This window comes from Pseudomonadota bacterium, from assembly GCA_039033415.1.
GTDB lineage: Bacteria > Pseudomonadota > Gammaproteobacteria > Xanthomonadales > SZUA-38 > JANQOZ01.
Genome location: JBCCCR010000030.1, coordinates 1 through 16,907 on the forward strand (window position 1 = coordinate 1; position 16,907 = coordinate 16,907).

At 60.9% G+C, this 16,907-nt stretch carries 9 protein-coding genes; 4 read left to right on the top strand and 5 right to left on the bottom strand.

The window, feature by feature from the left end; all coding sequences use genetic code 11:
- The first annotated feature begins 88 nt into the window (after positions 1–88).
- Together AAF358_21065 and AAF358_21070 are read left to right on the top strand one after the other, a co-directional pair.
- Positions 89–2,290, top strand: coding sequence for a hypothetical protein (locus AAF358_21065; GenBank protein MEM7708056.1), 2,202 nt, complete (start codon positions 89–91; stop codon positions 2,288–2,290).
- 242 nt (positions 2,291–2,532) lie between these two features.
- Positions 2,533–4,014, top strand: coding sequence for a hypothetical protein (locus AAF358_21070; protein ID MEM7708057.1), 1,482 nt, complete (start codon positions 2,533–2,535; stop codon positions 4,012–4,014).
- Positions 4,015–4,039: 25 nt separating this feature from the next.
- On the opposite strand, the gene AAF358_21075 is transcribed toward AAF358_21070, so the two are convergent.
- Both AAF358_21075 and AAF358_21080 read right to left on the bottom strand, forming a co-directional pair.
- Positions 4,040–9,556: a choice-of-anchor Q domain-containing protein gene (locus AAF358_21075; GenBank protein ID MEM7708058.1), complete on the bottom strand. Its 5,517-nt coding sequence runs from the start codon at positions 9,554–9,556 to the stop codon at positions 4,040–4,042.
- 130 nt (positions 9,557–9,686) lie between these two features.
- Positions 9,687–11,051 carry an alpha/beta fold hydrolase gene (locus tag AAF358_21080; protein MEM7708059.1) on the bottom strand — a complete coding sequence of 455 codons (1,365 nt, stop codon included), beginning with the start codon at positions 11,049–11,051 and terminating at the stop codon, positions 9,687–9,689.
- Positions 11,052–11,270: 219 nt separating this feature from the next.
- Between AAF358_21080 and AAF358_21085 the strand changes: the two genes are divergently transcribed.
- Entirely contained in the window at positions 11,271–12,959 is a 1,689-nt protein-coding gene (locus tag AAF358_21085) for a histidine kinase (GenBank protein ID MEM7708060.1), read from the top strand.
- Positions 12,940–13,629, top strand: a complete 690-nt coding sequence (locus AAF358_21090) for a LytTR family DNA-binding domain-containing protein (protein ID MEM7708061.1) — start codon at positions 12,940–12,942, stop codon at positions 13,627–13,629. Before AAF358_21085 ends, AAF358_21090 begins: the two co-directional genes overlap by 20 nt.
- A gap of 34 nt (positions 13,630–13,663) precedes the next feature.
- Here the strand turns inward: AAF358_21090 and AAF358_21095 are convergent, their stop codons facing one another.
- From AAF358_21095 to AAF358_21105, 3 genes are all read right to left on the bottom strand, one after another.
- Positions 13,664–14,164: a MarR family transcriptional regulator gene (locus tag AAF358_21095; GenBank protein MEM7708062.1), complete on the bottom strand. Its 501-nt coding sequence runs from the start codon at positions 14,162–14,164 to the stop codon at positions 13,664–13,666.
- Positions 14,165–14,190: 26 nt separating this feature from the next.
- Positions 14,191–15,753, bottom strand: a complete 1,563-nt coding sequence (locus AAF358_21100; protein MEM7708063.1) for an alpha/beta hydrolase — start codon at positions 15,751–15,753, stop codon at positions 14,191–14,193.
- A gap of 167 nt (positions 15,754–15,920) precedes the next feature.
- The gene (locus tag AAF358_21105) at positions 15,921–16,871 is read right to left on the bottom strand and encodes a DUF1838 family protein (protein MEM7708064.1); all 951 of its coding nucleotides are present in this window, start codon (positions 16,869–16,871) and stop codon (positions 15,921–15,923) included.
- Between the last annotated feature and the right edge of the window lie 36 nt (positions 16,872–16,907).

Here is a 16,907-nt window from a genome sequence, read left to right on the forward strand (position 1 = left end):
AACAAGTCCGTCAAACTTCCATCAAGCAATATGGCGCCTCCGGACACATGCTCTTCCCTGTATCAGCCGCTTACAGGGAGACGACGCGATGATCATCCGAGCTACTTTCACCACCTTGCTTCTGCTGCTGCCGGCGCTGGCCTTCGGAGGCTCGGTCGAGGTTAACTTATCGGCCACGGACCCGACTGCCAATGAGCTTGGTCAGGAAAGCGGGACCATTCGCGTGACGCGAAATACGACCGCTGGCAGTCTAACGGTGAACGTATCGATCAGCGGCACGGCCTCGGTCAACGATTTCAGCTACAGCGACGGCGGCGAGCTGGCCGTTCTTGAACGGGTCAGTTTCTTCAGCGGTCAGGACACCGTGGACATTGTGTTTACCGCCGCCCTGGACAACCTGGTTGAGGGGCAGGAGCAATTCGACGTTTCTCTGGAAGCCGGCACTGGATACAGCGTCGGCTCGTCGACCAGCGGAAGCATCGTCATCGAAGACGACCCACCGGTGGTGACGCTTGAAGCAACCGATACCACGGCGGACGAGGCCGGGCAGGACGTCTTGGTGTTCCGCTTCGGCCGTACCGGCGGCAACGTAAACCAGAATCTTGACGTCAACGTCAACATCGAACCAACCACAACGGTGACCCTTACTGGCGCGGCCTTCGATCTTTCGGGAGACGACGGTGGCACCCTGGCGACCTTTCAGCGGATTACCATCTTCGGTGGCAATCCGAGCCGAGACCTGACGTTTACACCGGTACTGGATAATCGGATTGAACCCGTCGAACAACTGGACCTGTCACTGGATTCCGGGAGCTACAATATCGGCTCACAGAACAGCGCAAGCGCCACCCTGGCCGACGACCCACCCGTTGTCACCCTGGAAGCGATCGACAACAGCGCGGACGAGGCCGGTCAAGACGTGATGGTGTTCCGCTTCGGCCGTACCGGCGGCAACGTTAATCAAAACCTCGACGTCAGCGTTAACATCGAGTCGACCACAACCGTGACCCTCACCGGCGGCGCCTTCGATCTGAGCGGCGACGACGGTGGCACCCTCGCAACTTTTCAGCGGATCACCATCTCAAGCGGCAATGCGAGCCGTGATCTGACCTATACGCCGGTACTCGACAATCGAATTGAGTCCGTCGAGCAGCTCGATTTGTCCATCGCCCCTGGAAGCTACAACATCGGCGCTCCCAGCAGCGGTAGCGCCACGCTGGCCGACGATCCGCCGACCGTGACGCTGGAAGCGATCGACGACATTGCAGACGAAGCGGGCCAGGATGTGATCGTCTTCCGCTTCGCCCGCACCGGAGGCAACATCAATCAGGCCCTCACAGTGAATGTCAACATCGAACCGACGACAACCGTCAGCCTCACCGGCGGTGGTTTTGATCTGAGCGCTGACGATGGCGGTACGTTGTCGGCGTTTCAGACAGTCTCGATTCCTGGCGCAAGCGCTAGCCGCGACGTCACGCTAACGCCGGTGCTGGACAACCGCTTGGAGTCCGATGAACAGCTCGATCTGTCGATTAACTCAGGTAGTTACGTTGTCGGTACACCCAGCAGCGGAAGCGCACTCCTGGCAGACGACCCACCGGTCGTCAGCGTTAGCGTCGTTCAGCAGCAGGCCGCCGAGGGCGGCCCCGCCGGGATAGTCAGCGTGGATCGTACCGGCGGAAACATCGATCTAGCGCTGACCATCAACGCAGAGATCAGCGCGAGCTCAACCGTTAGCAACAGCGACTTCGCAGTCGACGACGGCGGCACCCTGCAGGCTTTCGGAACCATTACCTTGCCAGCAGGGTCGGCCAGTCGTGAGCTAGGCTTTACCGCAGCGCTTGACGATCTGACGGAAGGTGACGAAACCTTGACCCTAGATCTCCTCCTCGGTAGCTACGTGCGAGGAAATCCAGCGTCCGCCACGCTGCTGTTTACGGACGACCGGCTGTTTGCGAACGGTTTCGAGCAGGAGATAGTTGGTCTCAAGTCTTGCTCCCTCAGCGACAGAACCAGGCTGTCCTCAACGGCGTTTGACGTTGTCGGCTCGCAGGCGCTCGAACTTTCTACCAACCTGGTCTGGCTGCGCTGCAGTCCTCTCCAGCACTATGACTGGCTCGGCGTTCTGTGCGGCGGACAGGGGGGTAGCCTTTCGCCCGACGTTGCAGCGGTGCTGGCGGACTTCAACGCCGGCCTGCTGGGAGATCATGCCGGCGTCAGCAGCTGGCGTCTCGCGACGCCCCTCGAAAAAGCCGAGGCCGGCTTCACAGGAACCTGCTTCGTGCGCTGAATCTCCGGGGTCGGCGTCGCTGCGGCGCCGACCCTCAAACGAAGGCAAACCGACTACGAAGGACGCTTGTGGCTGGCGGCGTTCTTAAACTCTCCTTACGACAGACCGATAACACATGGATCGGACGCACCTGACGCATCACGTCACGGTGAACCTGTATTGACTGGAGTGCCCGACAGAGTTCGCAGTTTTCGCGTAGCTGCGGTGCTAGTGTCCTGGGTCGTTTTGGGAGAGTGTTGGTGATGAATCCTCGGCTTGTGTGTCGATGCCTTTGTGCGGTCACGCTCTTGTTTTTGAGCGCGTCTGTCCTCGCGGGCGGGTTACGCTATGTAGCTGCAGACGGCAGCGATCAAACCGGTGACGGCACCATCGGCAACCCCTGGGCTAGCCTGACCCACGCGGTGGACAACGCGGTCGGGGGCGACACAATTCTCGTTCGGCCTGGCCTCTACAATGGGCGGCAATCCCTGCGCCGGCAGTTTGACCAGCCCGTCACGGTGCGATCAGAGCTGCCCTACCAGGCACAGCTTCGGCACAACAGCGGTGCGGCCCTCGTGGTGTTCACTGGCCGCAACCTCGTGATCGAAGGATTCGACATTGCCCATGCGCCGGGCAATACCGGCGGGCTGGTGGTGCAGGTTCAGGATCTGCTCGGCGCGGTGAACGGCAGCGATGGCGGCAATGATCCGGTTGTGTCAGACATTACGTTTCGCAACAACATTATCCACGACAGCACCAACAACGACCTGCTTAAAATCAACAACGGCGCCGAGCGGGTGCGGGTGATCGGCAACCTGTTCTACAACCAGTTTGGTTCCGACGAGCACATGGACGTCAACAGCGTGATCGATGTGGTCATCGAAGACAACGTGTTCTTCAACAGCGTGGATAACGGCACCAGCTCTTACGTGGTCGTCAAAGACTCCAACGGCAGCAGCGATACGGTGGTGGGCACCCAAGACGTCACGGTCCGCCGCAACGTGTTTGCGAATTGGCTAGGCAACGCAGGACAAAGTTTTCTGCGCTTCGGTGAAGACGGGACGTCCAATTTTGAGGCTCGCGACCTGCTGGTGGAAAACAACCTGATGATCGGCAACAGCACCGATCTAATGCGCTCCCCGCTAACCGTCCAGGGCTCTCGCGACCTGGTTTTCCGCAACAACACGCTGGTGGGCGATATGGCAGCGCGCAGCTTTGCCGGCCGGCTGCTGGCCTCCGGCGCCAATCCGGCCAACGAGAATCTGACATTTACCAACAACATTTACGCGGACCCCACCGGGACAATGGGCACGGAGGGATTTAGCGGTGTCGACCTGTTCGACGCGCCTGCCGGTGACACGGCAGCAGCTACGCTGGACAACAACCTATACTTCAACGGCGCGAACCCCATCCCCGAGGATAACGGTCAGGACCTGCGCTTCAGCGACGACGCTAACGCCATCGTTGCCGATCCGCAGTTCGCCGATCAGAGTGGTCTCGTGCCGCCCACCTGGAACGGGACGACCTTTACCGACGGCTCCAGCACAATCAGAGAAGTGTTCGAGTCGCTTGTCAGTCGCTACGGCACACCCGCACCGGGCACGGCTGGTGTGGATGCGGCCGACCCAGCGACCGCACCATTTGACGACATCCTTGGGCGGGAGCGTGGCCCCAGCCCCGACATCGGTGCTTTGGAGCTGGACCCAGTGACCGACACGATATTCCGAAACAGCTTCGAGTCCTAAGTCCTCGGCCGACGACCGAGCCGCTTTACTGCGACTCAAAACCCGAGGCAAACAGCCCGTCCACTCTGAGCTCCACCGCGCCGATATCACACGCGGCACTCCCGTCGCCGTTGCCATCCTCCGGCCGTGTCACGCCTCGGGCATCGCCGGCGGGGCAGCTGGCGGCATCACCACCATCCACCAGCAGCGAGGTGATCCGCGGATTCAGCGTCGGCACAAGAACGCCGTTGGGCCCAATGGGATTCAGGTCCGCATCTTCGGCGAGAATATCGCTGGGCAGCGGCGACAGCTCACAGCCCGCTAGATCGCCAAGCAGGTTATTGCCCAACGACACGATGCTGCCACCGTCGGCCGTAACACAGTTTGGCGGCGAATCGGGCCCAGCAAAAAAGTCCGCGGAGGGCGAGTTACCTGCCAGCATCGAGTTGACCAGGGTCACCTCCGTGCCGGACCCGAAGGCGTTCAGAGCGGCGGACGTTGTCACCCAGCAGCATCCGCCGCTGTTGCCGGTGATCGTCAGGTTGACCAGGGTCGCGTCGTTATTGAACACCAGGCCTCCACCGCGGTTGCCTACCACGGTGACGTTCTCCAGATAGCTGGTGCCCGAGATATTAAAGAGCGCCGCACCGTCGGCGGACGTCTGGTTGCCATCGAAGGTGGTGTCACGAAGATCGACATTCGCGTCCGCAAAAACGGCGGCGCCAAAAGAGCCGTTAACCCGGTTGGCGGTAAATCGGACCCCCCGCGTAAACAGGTCTCCCCGCGCGCTGAGGCCGCCGCCTTCGCTGCTGATCGTCAGATCTTCCAGGCGCAGGGTTGCGCCGGCCTCGTTGACCAGCGCCGTGAAGCCGGCGCCACCAAAAATGATCGTACGCTCAGCGCCATTGCCAAGCAGCGTCAGGCTGTCGGTGACATTCAGTGGTGCGGTCTCCCCGACCTGATAGGTGCCGCTGCCCAGCGCAATCGACTGCTGGCCTGGCAGCGCGTTGGCCTCTTCGATGGCGGCCCGCAGCGTGCAGACGCCGTCTTCGCTGGCACATAGGCCGTCACCGGCATTAACGTCACCTTTGTCGGTTAGCGCTTCTTCAGTACTGCCCACCTGAAGATCGGCTGGCCTTAAGACCGGCGTGATCTGGGCGAGCGTGTTGTCTGGCGTCTGATCCGACTGATCCTGGGTCACCCGCACGTCGGTCCGAAGGCGCAGGCCAAGATCGACATCGAAGGGCACTCGGGCGCTAACGTTGACCGCGGCCGTTGCCCCGGGCCCCAGGTCAGCCAAGGCGCAGCGCAGCTGCCGACCGCTGCGCTGACACCCAGCGGCGGCGATGGAGCTGAGCTCAAACTCCGGCGCAACGTCGATGGTCATCTCCACGCCGGTGGCCATCTGCCCAGCACCGGCGCTCGGCGCCAGGTTCTCAACGGAAAACTCATAGCCGACAATCTGGCCGGGCAGTGCGGCGTCGCTTGAGGGCGAGCTCGAAAGCTGGAGGTCCAAACCGTCGATCACGGTCACCGTCGCCTCGGCGCATCCGGTGGTGGACTGCGCCGTAGGGACCTTGCTGGAACCCGAGCCCACCATCTGGTCGGTGACGCAAACCTCCAGCGTATAGCTGCCCGGCGCGGTGTAAACATGCTCAGCGGTGATCCGGCCGGGTCCAACGTCACCCTCGTCCAGGATCGGACCGGTCAGCTGGCCATTCATGTCGATCTCGCCTTCCGGTGACGCAGTGCCGTCACCCCAGTTGATGGCCAGGCCGTGCAAATCTTTAGCGTCCGGATCATCAAAATCATGACGCAGAGTAAAGGTAAAGCCAGTGCTCACCTGCGCGTCATCCAAAGGGCTGACTACCGGCGGATCGTTCACGTTCAGGACGTCAACCTCCACTCGTTCCGGCGCCGATTCATCCAGGCCGTCGAAAGCAGCGAAGGTGAAACTATCTGGCCCGACATAGTTGGGGTCGGACAGGTAGCGCGCCTCGTCACCGACGACAATCACGCTGCCGTTGGACGGCGGGTCGATCAGGTTGAAGGTGAGCACGTCCAGCGGATCCAGCTCCGCGCCGTCCAGCATAATCGGCGTCTCAACATCCTCTAAAGCAACGGCGCTGATGCCGGGCGTTGCGGTCGGCGGCCGGAAGTTTCGGCGCACCGCAATCTCCACCGTGGCGGGCGCGGTGCGGGCCGGCTGACCGCTGTCGGGGTCGCGTACGCCGTCGCTGACGCTGAAGGTAAACTGATCCACCGATTCGGCCGGGTTCAGTGCGCCAAAGTCGTTGTTCGACTGATAGACCAATTCAGCAAAATCCGGACCCTGGTCGGTAAACGGCGTGAGCAGCGATATGTGCAGCAGGTTGGTGCTCGGGTCCAGGATGTAGAAGCGGCCGGAGTTGACCGAGATATCCTGCGGATTGCCGAAGTCACCCAGGACAAAACAGCTGCCATCACACTCCGACTCCGCTTCGCCAGCGAAAAACCCCTCCGGCGTAAAGCGCTGGATGCGCTGGTTGGCCGTATCCGCGACGTAGATGTTGCCTCGCGGATCGATGTCCAGCCCCTGGGGGCTGCGAAACTGGCCCGGCCGGCAGCCGAAGTTGCCCAGGTTGGAGAAGGTCAGGCCGCAGAAGTCCTTTTCTTCCTGGGTGATGGCATCATCGATAATGCAGGTTGCGTCCGTGCAGGAAAAACCCAGGCTGCGGCGGTTGGTCACGTCGCAGACCGCATCCTGCCCGGGCGCCAGGTCTACGTCGCAACGTCCCAGCCAGCCGATCGGTTCACCAATCTGAACCAGCCCGTCAGCATCCACCCAGGAGGGTCCGTACTTGTAGATACGGTTGTTGCGGGTTGCGTAGACAAACCCGTCAGCGTCCAGCGCCAGCGCGCGCGACGAGACGTTTGTATTGCTGTTGTTGGTTACGTCGTCCGACAGGTAGTCAATGAATTGGGTGGCCGAGGTAGTGTCGTCAACCAGTTCCAGGGCGTAGATCCTCCCCTTTTCGTCCATCACGTAGAGCACGCCGTTGGCGTCGACCACCGCGCTGCGGGCCTCGCGAATCTCGCAAAAATTATTCGTGCCAAAGTTGGTGCAGGTCCCGGTGGCGCGATCGTCTACGTCGTCCAGGTCGTAAGCCTGCACCTCGTTGAGCGCAAGGTCGTAGGTCCGAACAAAAGCGTCACCGCCGCTGGAGTTGGTGGTGACAACAATCAGCTGGGTGAACTCATCAACCACAAGATCCGCGGGCTCCGCCGTCTGGATCGCCAGCGGGGACTCGCTGCCGTCCGGGTCAAAACCCGCCGGAAACACCGCGATTCGCGGCCTGCGGCTGGCCGTCCCACCACCGCGGCAGTCGATTCGGCCGCGGTCCATCACGAACGTCCTGCCGTCTTCGGATACGTCGATAAAGCTCGGCTCCACCGGATACTTGATCTGGAAGTCCTGTTCGGAATTGGCCGGGTCGCAGAATTGGTCGAAAAGGTCTCCGGTCGGCACGTTTCGGGCAACGCGAAAGTCTTCGACAAAATAAGGATAAAGCGGGGCCACAAAGAACCCGTTCTCGGGATACTGCTCCACAAAAAAGCGCAGCGGGTCACCGTCCGGGTCGCTGCCGGTCAGGCGCAGCGTGGTCGGCTCAAACGAAACGGCCTCCTCCCGATTAGCGCCGGTCTGAGCATCCGCGGTGGGATCAGCGTTGCTGGCCTTGAGATTCACAAGCTGCACTGCCGTTGTGCTGTTGCCGGAGGCGTCGGTGGCAGTCCAGGTCACTTCGGTCAAACCCTGCTCCAGCGGCAGGTTGGCGTTGTTGGTGATCAGCGGATCTAAGTCGACAAAGTCGAACACCAGCGGCTGACCCAGCTCGCTCACGGTTTGCTCCGTGATCTCGACAATATCCGGCGGCGGCAGCAGCGCCGGCGGGCGAATATCCACCACCTCAACCCGCATGGTGGCCGGCGTTTGGTTGGGAATGCCGTTGTTGTTGGGTCCGAGGTCCTCAGCGGTCCAGGTGATGGTAAAGCTCTGGTCCTGCGCCTGCGTGCTGACCGGCCAGAAGGTGCGCCGCGCATCATTCGGATACGCCGCCGTGAACGTCACCGGGCGATCGCAGGGATCGAACACTCGGTAAAGCTGCTTCAGCAGCGGCTCGTAGCGGCGAGTTGAAACGCCACCTGGCTCGTCCGCCTCAATCTGCACCCGCAGCTCGTCGTTGATCAGTATGGCGGTGATCCGCCCTTCGAGCATGGCGGCATTTTCCGGTTCCGGAAGGATCTGCGGCGGTCGGTCGTCGATGATCGTGACCGTTTGAAACGCCACGCTGGTATTGCCCCAGCGCCAGCCGCCGAGGAAGAAGTCGCTGGTGATTAGCAGCGCTTCCTGCGCAACGCGCAGCAGAATCGACTTGTAGTACGGCACCTTGGCGCCGGTGGGTACGCCGGGTATCAGCGGGGAGAATAGGTCCAGCAGACCCATCTTGGCGTTGGCACGCCACACCAGCGTATTCTCGCCGACCGGTACCGCCAGCTCGCGATTGACTACGTACGGGCACTCGTAGCTTGGGCCGACCCCCGACTCCAGCTGACTGAAGCGCTTCGTGCCGTTCTTGTCGTCACACTCGCGATAGATGGCGTCGGTACCGTCGAGCGACGAATCGGTCAGCAGGGCGCGAAGGCTGAAGTTTTCGACGCTGGGTGCGGGGGGTGAATCGAACTGGAGGCTCACCTCCACCTCGGTATTGTGATGGTAGACAATCGGCGTACCGAGCTGGCCCCAGTTGTATTCAAATTTCAGAGGCACGCCCAGGGCGTTTTCGTACTCCGCCACCATGTGCGGCTGCAGAAAATTCTTCACGCACTGGCCGGGTACGACCGAGCGCACGATATCCGCCGGCGGCTCGATCACCGTTTTGCAGAACTTCAGGCCCAGATTCGACGTGTAGGCAGCGGCGTTTGCGGCGGTCACCGTAAGGGGGTCGAACGCGACGAGCGCAACTCCGAAGGCGACATTGTAGGTGAGTCCCAGCGGGACCTGACAGATCAGCGCATCGGTGTTGCCCCCGCCTTTCTGCGACGGATTCCCAGCATAGAGCGCCTCGACGTACTCCGGATCGCTCAAAGCTCGACCGTGGATCTCTCGGATTTCCACCCGGTCAAAAGGTTGCCTAGTGCTCAGGGAGAGCATGCCGTCTGGCGCGGGCCTGACGCTGGGCAGCTTCTGGTCACCCAAGGCAAAACGCTCAAGCGCGAGCGATTCCGGTCCGCGAAAGGCTTCAATCGCGTAGATCGAGTCGCCAGCCGGATCGTCCAGCTGCGCAACAAAGCGCGTCTGCGGCGCTAAGAACTGAAGGACCAGGGGTTCGGTAAGGGTAATCCGCCCCTGCCGATAGGGGAGCGTCTGCAGCGTGTGCCGCGTCAGCTCAGCGTCTCCGCCTGACTTGTCAGATGATTGCAGCGCTGTCAGCCCCGACAGGTCTGGTGGCGTTGCGGCAGTACCCGTTTCGCAGATGAGCCAAAAACCGCAGATGACCGCAAAAAAGATATTTTTTCCTGACATAAGCCGCACTCCCGCTCCGTGGAATGCCGTTTAGCTTGCCAGAGTTACGCCCCCTGATCTGTCACCCTGGTTGCATAAGCCTGCCTCCAGGTTGCACTAGGATCGGTCGGCCTGCAGGGCTATTGCAGGGTCACCGAAACGCCGGTGGAGGGATGTCGATTTTCGGAGCGCTGATCGTGCCGTCTGCAAAGAAGCGAATCACCGCGTCTTGAACTTCCTGACTGGCCATAAACAGGTCGTGGCCGGCGTTTTCTACGATGATCTGACGCCCGCTGGAAAGCCCGGCCAGGATCTCGGCGTGCGCCTCCGGGAACGTGCGGCCATCCAGCGTTCCTGTGAGTACCAGTGTTTCGATCGGGCTCTCGACCTCGGTGCGAAAGTCCTCTCCCAGGTCCGGCAGACCCGGCACCCCCAATACATGGGGCATTGGGAAATTCATCACGTCACCGAGTACAGCGTTTTCTGCCTGGCTCGCCACCAGCGCCTGCCTTTCCGGGCTGATGCCGGACGCGACGTCCATCGCAAAACTCATCGGTCGCAGCGTCATCGGTTCGGCGAACATTTGCTGGATGAAAGGCACCAGCATTTGCATCCCCTGTGCTTCGACTCCGTAGACCATTTGCGGAAGGCCAGCCACGTTGCCGGGGTTTTTTACCATCGCAAACGCGATCAGCATCCGGTAGCTCTGGGCGCCGATCGTCATGGTGACCAGATCAGGGGCGCCCGAAGGTGACAGCGTCAAGGTCTCGGGTTTGTCGGCAAGCCGCTGCATCTGCCCGCGCAGGACCTTGAGAAAATCCGGGTATTGGTCCTTGGCCAGCTCCGCCACCCTTTCGAAGTAGCGGTCCGAGTAGCCAGGTAGCTTGACGGTTTGGGTCAATCCCTCCGGGCTCGCCAGTACGGCACGATGGATGCGGTCGGGGCCAAGCACCCGGAAAGCGTCCAGGGCGAGATGTGTCCCGTAGCTGATTCCCCAAAGATTCAGTTTTTCGGCGCCTAGCGCTCGCCGCAGCAGTTCCAGGTCACGAGCGCTTTCCCGCGTGGTGAATGCATCAATATCGACCTTCTGTTCTGCCCACCAGTCGAGGCAGTAACGAGCCGTAGACTGCACGTAGGCGACCACGTTTTCGCGAGAATCCGGTTGGCTCAGGTCGGGCGCTTCCGGGTAGCGGCAGGCCGGCCCGGAGGACGACGCGCCCGTTCCGCGCTGATCCAGGGCAATAACGTCAGCCACTTCGCGAAGCGCCATGAAGAGCGGAAAACGCCGCCCTTTGGCTGTACCGATACCCGAACCTCCGGGGCCGCCGGCGAGGTAGACAATCGGGTGCCCCGGCTTGGGATTGGTCGAGGGAAAGCGAACGAACGCCAGGGTCAGCTGCTCGCCGTCAGGCTTGTTGTGCCGCAAAGGCACCTCCAGCTCACCCCACTCGGCTTCGACTACGGCGCCCGTTTTACCCTTCGATTCAAAGGTGTAGGGCTTGCTCTGGAATTCCAAAGCTGGCGCCTGGAAAGTCAGAAGCAAAAGCATGAGACCAGTCGAGCGAGCTAAGCGGCGCATAGAGAACTCCGTCTTTCGTTGGGTTTGGGCACCCTAACCCGCCCTGCCCGGTGTTTTGAGGGCAAAAAACGGGAACCACGCCGAAGTGCTCATTCAGCTCGCCCAACGGCTCATTGCACCGCGCGGAGCCGCCTGCGCGGCTGGCATAATCCCACCATGCGGATCGCTGTTCTTCTATGGGCCCTGGCGTTGGCCGGCTGCGCCCGTGAGCCACTCGCCGGCATCGGTGAGGTCAAGGTTCGCTTCGGCAACGACCCCAGCTGGGCCGCACGGGAGCTGGACGACGCCGACTGGGAGATGGTTTCTTGGGCACAGGTCGATCGGCGGGAAAGCTGGTGGATGCGGTCCAGCATCGAGATTCCCGAAGCCTTGCGCGCGTCGAACCAGCCGCTGGGGCTCTATCTGTTTGCCGCAGCGTCGGCGGAGATTCACTGGGACGGACAGCTCCTCGGACACAATGGCCGACCCGCCGATGATCAACAGAGCGAGGTACCGGGCACGATTGCCTTTGTGCTGCCGCTGCCAGCGCCTGCCGAAGGCCTGCACACCCTGGCTGTACGCTGGTCGTCTCACAACGCCGGGCCGCGAGTCCGAACGCCGGTGGATGCCGTCTTTATCGGACCTTACGGTGATCCGCTGCGTTTTTCGCGAGCTGGCTATCTGCCGGCTCAGGTCGTTGGGGGCTCTCTGGCTCTCGCGTTACTCTTGTTAATCGGTCTGGCAGTACGAGGTCGCGATGCCGCAACGGCCTGGCTCGCACTGGCAACGCTCGGTGCGCTATTGCAGCTAACCGCGGAGACCTCGCGCGCCTTCGTGAATTACCCTTATCCGCTTCACTCCCTTCGGCTCGCTGCGATTGGCGCTGCTGCCGGGCTAGCTGGCCTTGGCCTGCTGGGCTTCAGCTTCCGACGCTTTGTGCCCGATCGCGCTGCGTGGCCATGGCTTGCCAGTTACATCGCCATAGCCGGGGTGCTGGTGCTGTTTGCGAATGGCGGAGATGAGATCTCTCTGCTCAACTTCGCGCTGGCGACGCTCGGGGGAGGCATTGCCGCCGCCCATGGGATTCGGCGAAGGCGGCCTTCGGCAGGGATTGCTCTAGTAGCGTTTCTTGCCTTCGGCCTGCTGCTGGTTTTGAGTCAAACCGTTTTTCTGGACCTCTTCTTTTATCTTGGGCTGGCCGTCATTTTGCTGCTGTTTTTTGTCGACCATCTGCGCGCCTATTTCCGCGAGCGAGCCCAGCGAGAAGCTGCTGAGCTAAAGGCGACACGTCTGGAGCTGGACTACGCGAAACGGCATCTCCAGCCCCATTTTCTCCTGAACACCCTGGCAACACTCGAGGAGTTGATCGAAACCGACCCGGAGCGCGCAAGCCGGATGATCGACGCGCTGGGAGAAGAGTTTCGGATGATGAGTCAGCTCAGTCGGCAGGCAACGGTGTCTCTGGCTGAGGAGATTGCGCTGTGCAGTGCTCACCTTGATGTGATGTCGCTGCGCTACAACGTGCCGCTGTCGCTGGAGATCGAGGATAGCGGTCTTGACGGTAAGGAGCTTCGCCTCCCGCCTGTCGTGCTTCATACGCTGATCGAGAATGCGCTGACACACAACCGCTTTATCGCAGGCGTAAATTTCTTGCTCAAAATCGGCACAAGCAAGCAAGGGCACCATCTCGAATTCCACGCGCCGCGCGGGGACAACCAGGAGCACGTCGGAGGAGGGCTTGGGGAGAGCTACATCACGGCCCGGCTTGAAGAGGTCTTCGGCGGGCGGGCCAATATGGTGGTTGAGAACACCATGGATGCGTGGGTAACGCGCCTGGAGCTGCCGCGTGAAAATTGCGATCATTGAAGACGAGCCGCTGATCGCGCAGCGGATCGAGCGTCTCACCAAAGCGGTCAGACCGCAGGCCACAACGCAGCATTTCAGCAGTCTGCCGGAAGCCCTGGCAGGCCTTGCGGAGAATTCAGCTGACGTGGTGCTTCTAGACCTGAACCTGCAGGGGAACGACGGCTTTCAGCTGCTCGCAGAGGCCGTAGCCAGCGCTGCGGAGACGATCGTGATTTCAGCCAACGTTGACCGTGCCGTGGAAGCCTTCGAGTGGGGCGTGGTCGATTTTGTTCCCAAGCCGTTTAATCAGGCGCGCCTGGCAACAGCGCTTGATCGGCTCACCGCTGCCGCAAGGTCACCGGCTGCGAGGCTGACGGTTCGTCATCGCGGTCGGCTGGAGGTGATTGAAGCCGAGCGCATTACGTCGATTCACGGTGCCGGCGACTACGCTGAGATCATGCTGTCCGACAGCAGCTCAAGGCTTCACGAGAAAGGTCTCGACGCGCTGGAAAAAGTGCTACCCGAGGACTTTGTTCGCGTTCACCGTTCGCATATTCTGAGGCTCTCGACCATCGAATCCATCCAGTCACTGCCGGGCAGTCAGTACCGAGCCAAGCTTCGTTCGGGCATCGAATATCCGGTCAGTCGCCGCCGGGTGAAAGACCTGCGACAGAAAATCTCCAGCGATTAGAAAGTCCTTTCGCTCGCGTGCGCCGAGCGTACGGTCAGGCTTGGACCATTTTTCTCAGCAGGTCGACCAAGATTCGCTGATCTTTTTTGGTCAGTTCGGTGACCTGTTCCGCGGCGACGTTGAACCTGACACGCGCCGCCTTTGCCGCCAGCGCTGCACCGGATCGAGTCAGTTTGGCTCGACGCACCCGACCGTCGCTCGGATCGGGCGTTCGACTCAGCAAACCGGCATTTTCCAAGCGGGTAAGGGCCGTGGTCATGGCACCGGAGGTCAGCACCACCGATTCCAGGAGCTCCGTCGGCGTTAGCTCGTAAGGTGTGCCGCTCCGCCTGAGCGTGGCGATGATGTCGAAGTCGGTGTAGCTCAGCGCAAAGGGTTTGAGGGCTCGTTGTAGCTCAGCCTCCCAGCGGCTCGCGAGCAGCGTAATACGCCCCACCACCTCCATCGCCTCGGTATTCAGGTGTGGCAACTGAGATTTCCACTGGCTTCGCAGCAGGTCGATCACATCGGCATCGTTTGGGGCATTTCGCGACATGGTCAGTCCATTTCCAGCAAGAGAAATCAGTCGAGGTTCTGCCCCGCTGGCAAAAACGTCAGCGGTGGCAGTGAGAGAGACTTCGGCAATCGCTCGGCACTCCCAGTCGCGATCCAGGCTAGCACCGCCTGCTGGAATTCGGGAGCACTCTCCTCAGCCTCTCGCCACGCGCCGTGCGAACCACCGCGAATCACCACAAAGTGATGGTTGCTGAACATGGATCGCACGACCGCCGCGTTTTCGATGGGGGTTGAGGTATCCCAGTCTCCGTGGATCAGAAGAGCGGGCGTATCGGTTTCAAACGGCTCCCGGAAATCGGGGCCAAGGTCGGACGGCCACGCGTCACAGTGCCCGTCCGCCAGCAGCTCGTTAACCGACGAAGCGCTGGCTCCGGTGCTGGCAGCAATGTCAGCAGCTCTTTTGGCGCTAATTCCGGAGCCACACTCCGCGGAAAAGTAGGCCGCGCTATCCATTTCGTTGCTGAGCCACCAGCGAGTGAGCCTTCGGACACCACCGTAAAAGTTGCCCTCAATCATCGTTTCGAGATCCTGTGGCCAGGCCGGCAGCAAATGACGCCAGGTTGTTCCGCGGGAGTATCCTCGGCTCAGCAGCCGCAGCGCATCTCCGTCCAAAAGGATCTCCTGAGCGGGGCTTTCTTCATCAGGCTGCCATTGGACGGGCATCGGCGACAACTCTGCTGTGCTTACGACGCCACGGAACCGATCGAGGAGGTTTGGCGTTGCCGGCTGATCGTTTTGCCCCGGGTCCGGCCGTGCCGCGTCAGCGATACGCCTCAGGGCAGCATCCACTTCGAGCGGGTGGTCGAAGGTGTGGTCGGGGCCCTCCAGCGCGCTAAAGGTCACCCTGCTGACAAGCTGCGGATACTCACGCAGTATGGCCATGCCCCAGTGGGATCCGAAGCTGTTGCCGACAAGCTGGATATCTTCATAGCCCAAAGCACTGGCCACCGCTGCCACGTCGTGCGCCATCTCCACAACGTTGTAACCGGATAGATCGACGCCCTGGTCTTCGTAGAGGCGGCGGCACACCTGCATGCCCGTGCGCAGACGCGCTTGACGTTCCCGGGCGCTATCAACCTGATCAATCGAGACCGCAGGCAGATCGGGGCAGGGTAGCGGCCCGCTATTGCCAAAGCCGCGCTGCCCAACCACGACAACGTCAGCGAGGCGGGTGTATCGCTCAAGGAAGAATTCGTAGTAGCCGACACGGGCCAGATCGTCCTCGAGCCCCTCGAAGCCTGGACCACCCTTGAGGACAAAGATCGGCGGCACGTTTCCACTACCTTCTCCAGTCCACGGCAGGCGATGAAACTCCAGGTCAATGCTACGAGCACTTTGACGACCGCGGTTCTCCGGTACCGAAAGAATTCCGCGGTCGTAGCGGTATGTTCCGCCACTTTCCAGCGATGCGGTGCGATCAGAGAGGCGCGTGAGTGGTTTGGAGGCCTCTCCAGGCGACTCGCTGTTAGTTGAGCAGCCGATCATACCCACGCAGAAGACCACCAGAAATCCGAGTCCTGCTACGAGCGAAGAGAGGGAATGAGAAACCGCCAGCTTTTTTATCTTCATATAAAGATATTAAGTCAAGTTTATCTTTACGTAAAGATAAATTCGCCTACACATATTTCCACAACGTGTCTGGGAATGCAGCACAGTAACGGTTGGGGTGGCCGTCGGCACCGATGGCCGACAGGCCTGTAGTCGCAGCTAAGGGCAGCGAAAAGCCGCTGCCCGCCTCAGGTTTTCGGCGGCTTCGGCTTCTGCGTTTTAGCGTAGACCTCAAGGCTCGAGAGGTTGGGCTTGTCCCACTCGTCTCTCGGCGGCGCCTCCAGCATTTTCGGATGGTGTTTCTCCGCATGCGCCAGGACCTTGGGCTTAAAACCGTCCAGCGAATCAAATGAATGAAACGTCGAGTGGTAAACAATGTGCCCGGGCGCCTGCCCCATCAGCATCCAGGGGAGCCAAGGGGTCACGCGCGACCATGATCCGGTGATGTGCACCGAGGTCATCTCCGGATTCTGCAGATCCGCAAGCTTTGCGGAGGTGGTAAAAAATTCGCTGACCCGGTTCATCTTTCCCGCGCTTTCACGCGGCCACTTGTCCGGCTGCAGGGCCGCCGGGTAATAGAGATTGATGTGCCGGCGCTTCTGCACCATGCCGTTACCCGCATCAAAAAAGCCGTTGCTGAACGGAATCGGCGGCTTGGGCTTGGGTTTGTTGAGTCCGCCGTAATTGGGCTCGAAACGTTTTACCTCTTCCGCGAATGAGTGATTCCACGGATCGTTGATCACGTCGACCACCTCAACCTCTTCGTCGATGTAGTGGTTTTTCCAGGTGCGAAGGACGTCTCCAGTTCTTAGGTCCGTATAGAAAATGGCTTCCCGATGCGGAACGCGGTAGCTGCCGTCAGGCTGCGCCCAGGCGCGGGCCACCGAGACCACCTCGAAACCAAACAGGTCCTGCAGCGCTCCACCGTCGCGTACGCCGCATACCACGCCGCTGACGCTGGCCCATTTCTGCTTGCTTTCGTCGAGATTGGCGTCAATCCGTACCGCTGCGTTAACGTTTCCTTTGGGTGTGGTGAGATCGATGTAAGGACCCTTGAACCCCGCAGGCACCTCGGACTCCGCCAGGATCTCGGTCGAAGCGCCCAGGCCCACAGCCATGGAACCTGTCAAAATCATCATGTCGCGCCTGTTCATAATCACACCCTCAATCAAAAA

Bases quoted from the DNA above. Each gene is read 5' to 3' on its own strand.
- AAF358_21100 (MEM7708063.1), bottom strand. From the start codon at position 15,753: ATGAAGATAAAAAAGCTGGCGGTTTCTCATTCCCTCTCTTCGCTCGTA.
- AAF358_21105 (MEM7708064.1), bottom strand. From the start codon at position 16,871: ATGATGATTTTGACAGGTTCCATGGCTGTGGGCCTGGGCGCTTCGACC.
- AAF358_21085 (MEM7708060.1), top strand. From the start codon at position 11,271: ATGCGGATCGCTGTTCTTCTATGGGCCCTGGCGTTGGCCGGCTGCGCC.
- AAF358_21075 (MEM7708058.1), bottom strand. From the start codon at position 9,556: ATGTCAGGAAAAAATATCTTTTTTGCGGTCATCTGCGGTTTTTGGCTC.
- AAF358_21065 (MEM7708056.1), top strand. From the start codon at position 89: ATGATCATCCGAGCTACTTTCACCACCTTGCTTCTGCTGCTGCCGGCG.
- AAF358_21070 (MEM7708057.1), top strand. From the start codon at position 2,533: ATGAATCCTCGGCTTGTGTGTCGATGCCTTTGTGCGGTCACGCTCTTG.
- AAF358_21095 (MEM7708062.1), bottom strand. From the start codon at position 14,164: ATGTCGCGAAATGCCCCAAACGATGCCGATGTGATCGACCTGCTGCGA.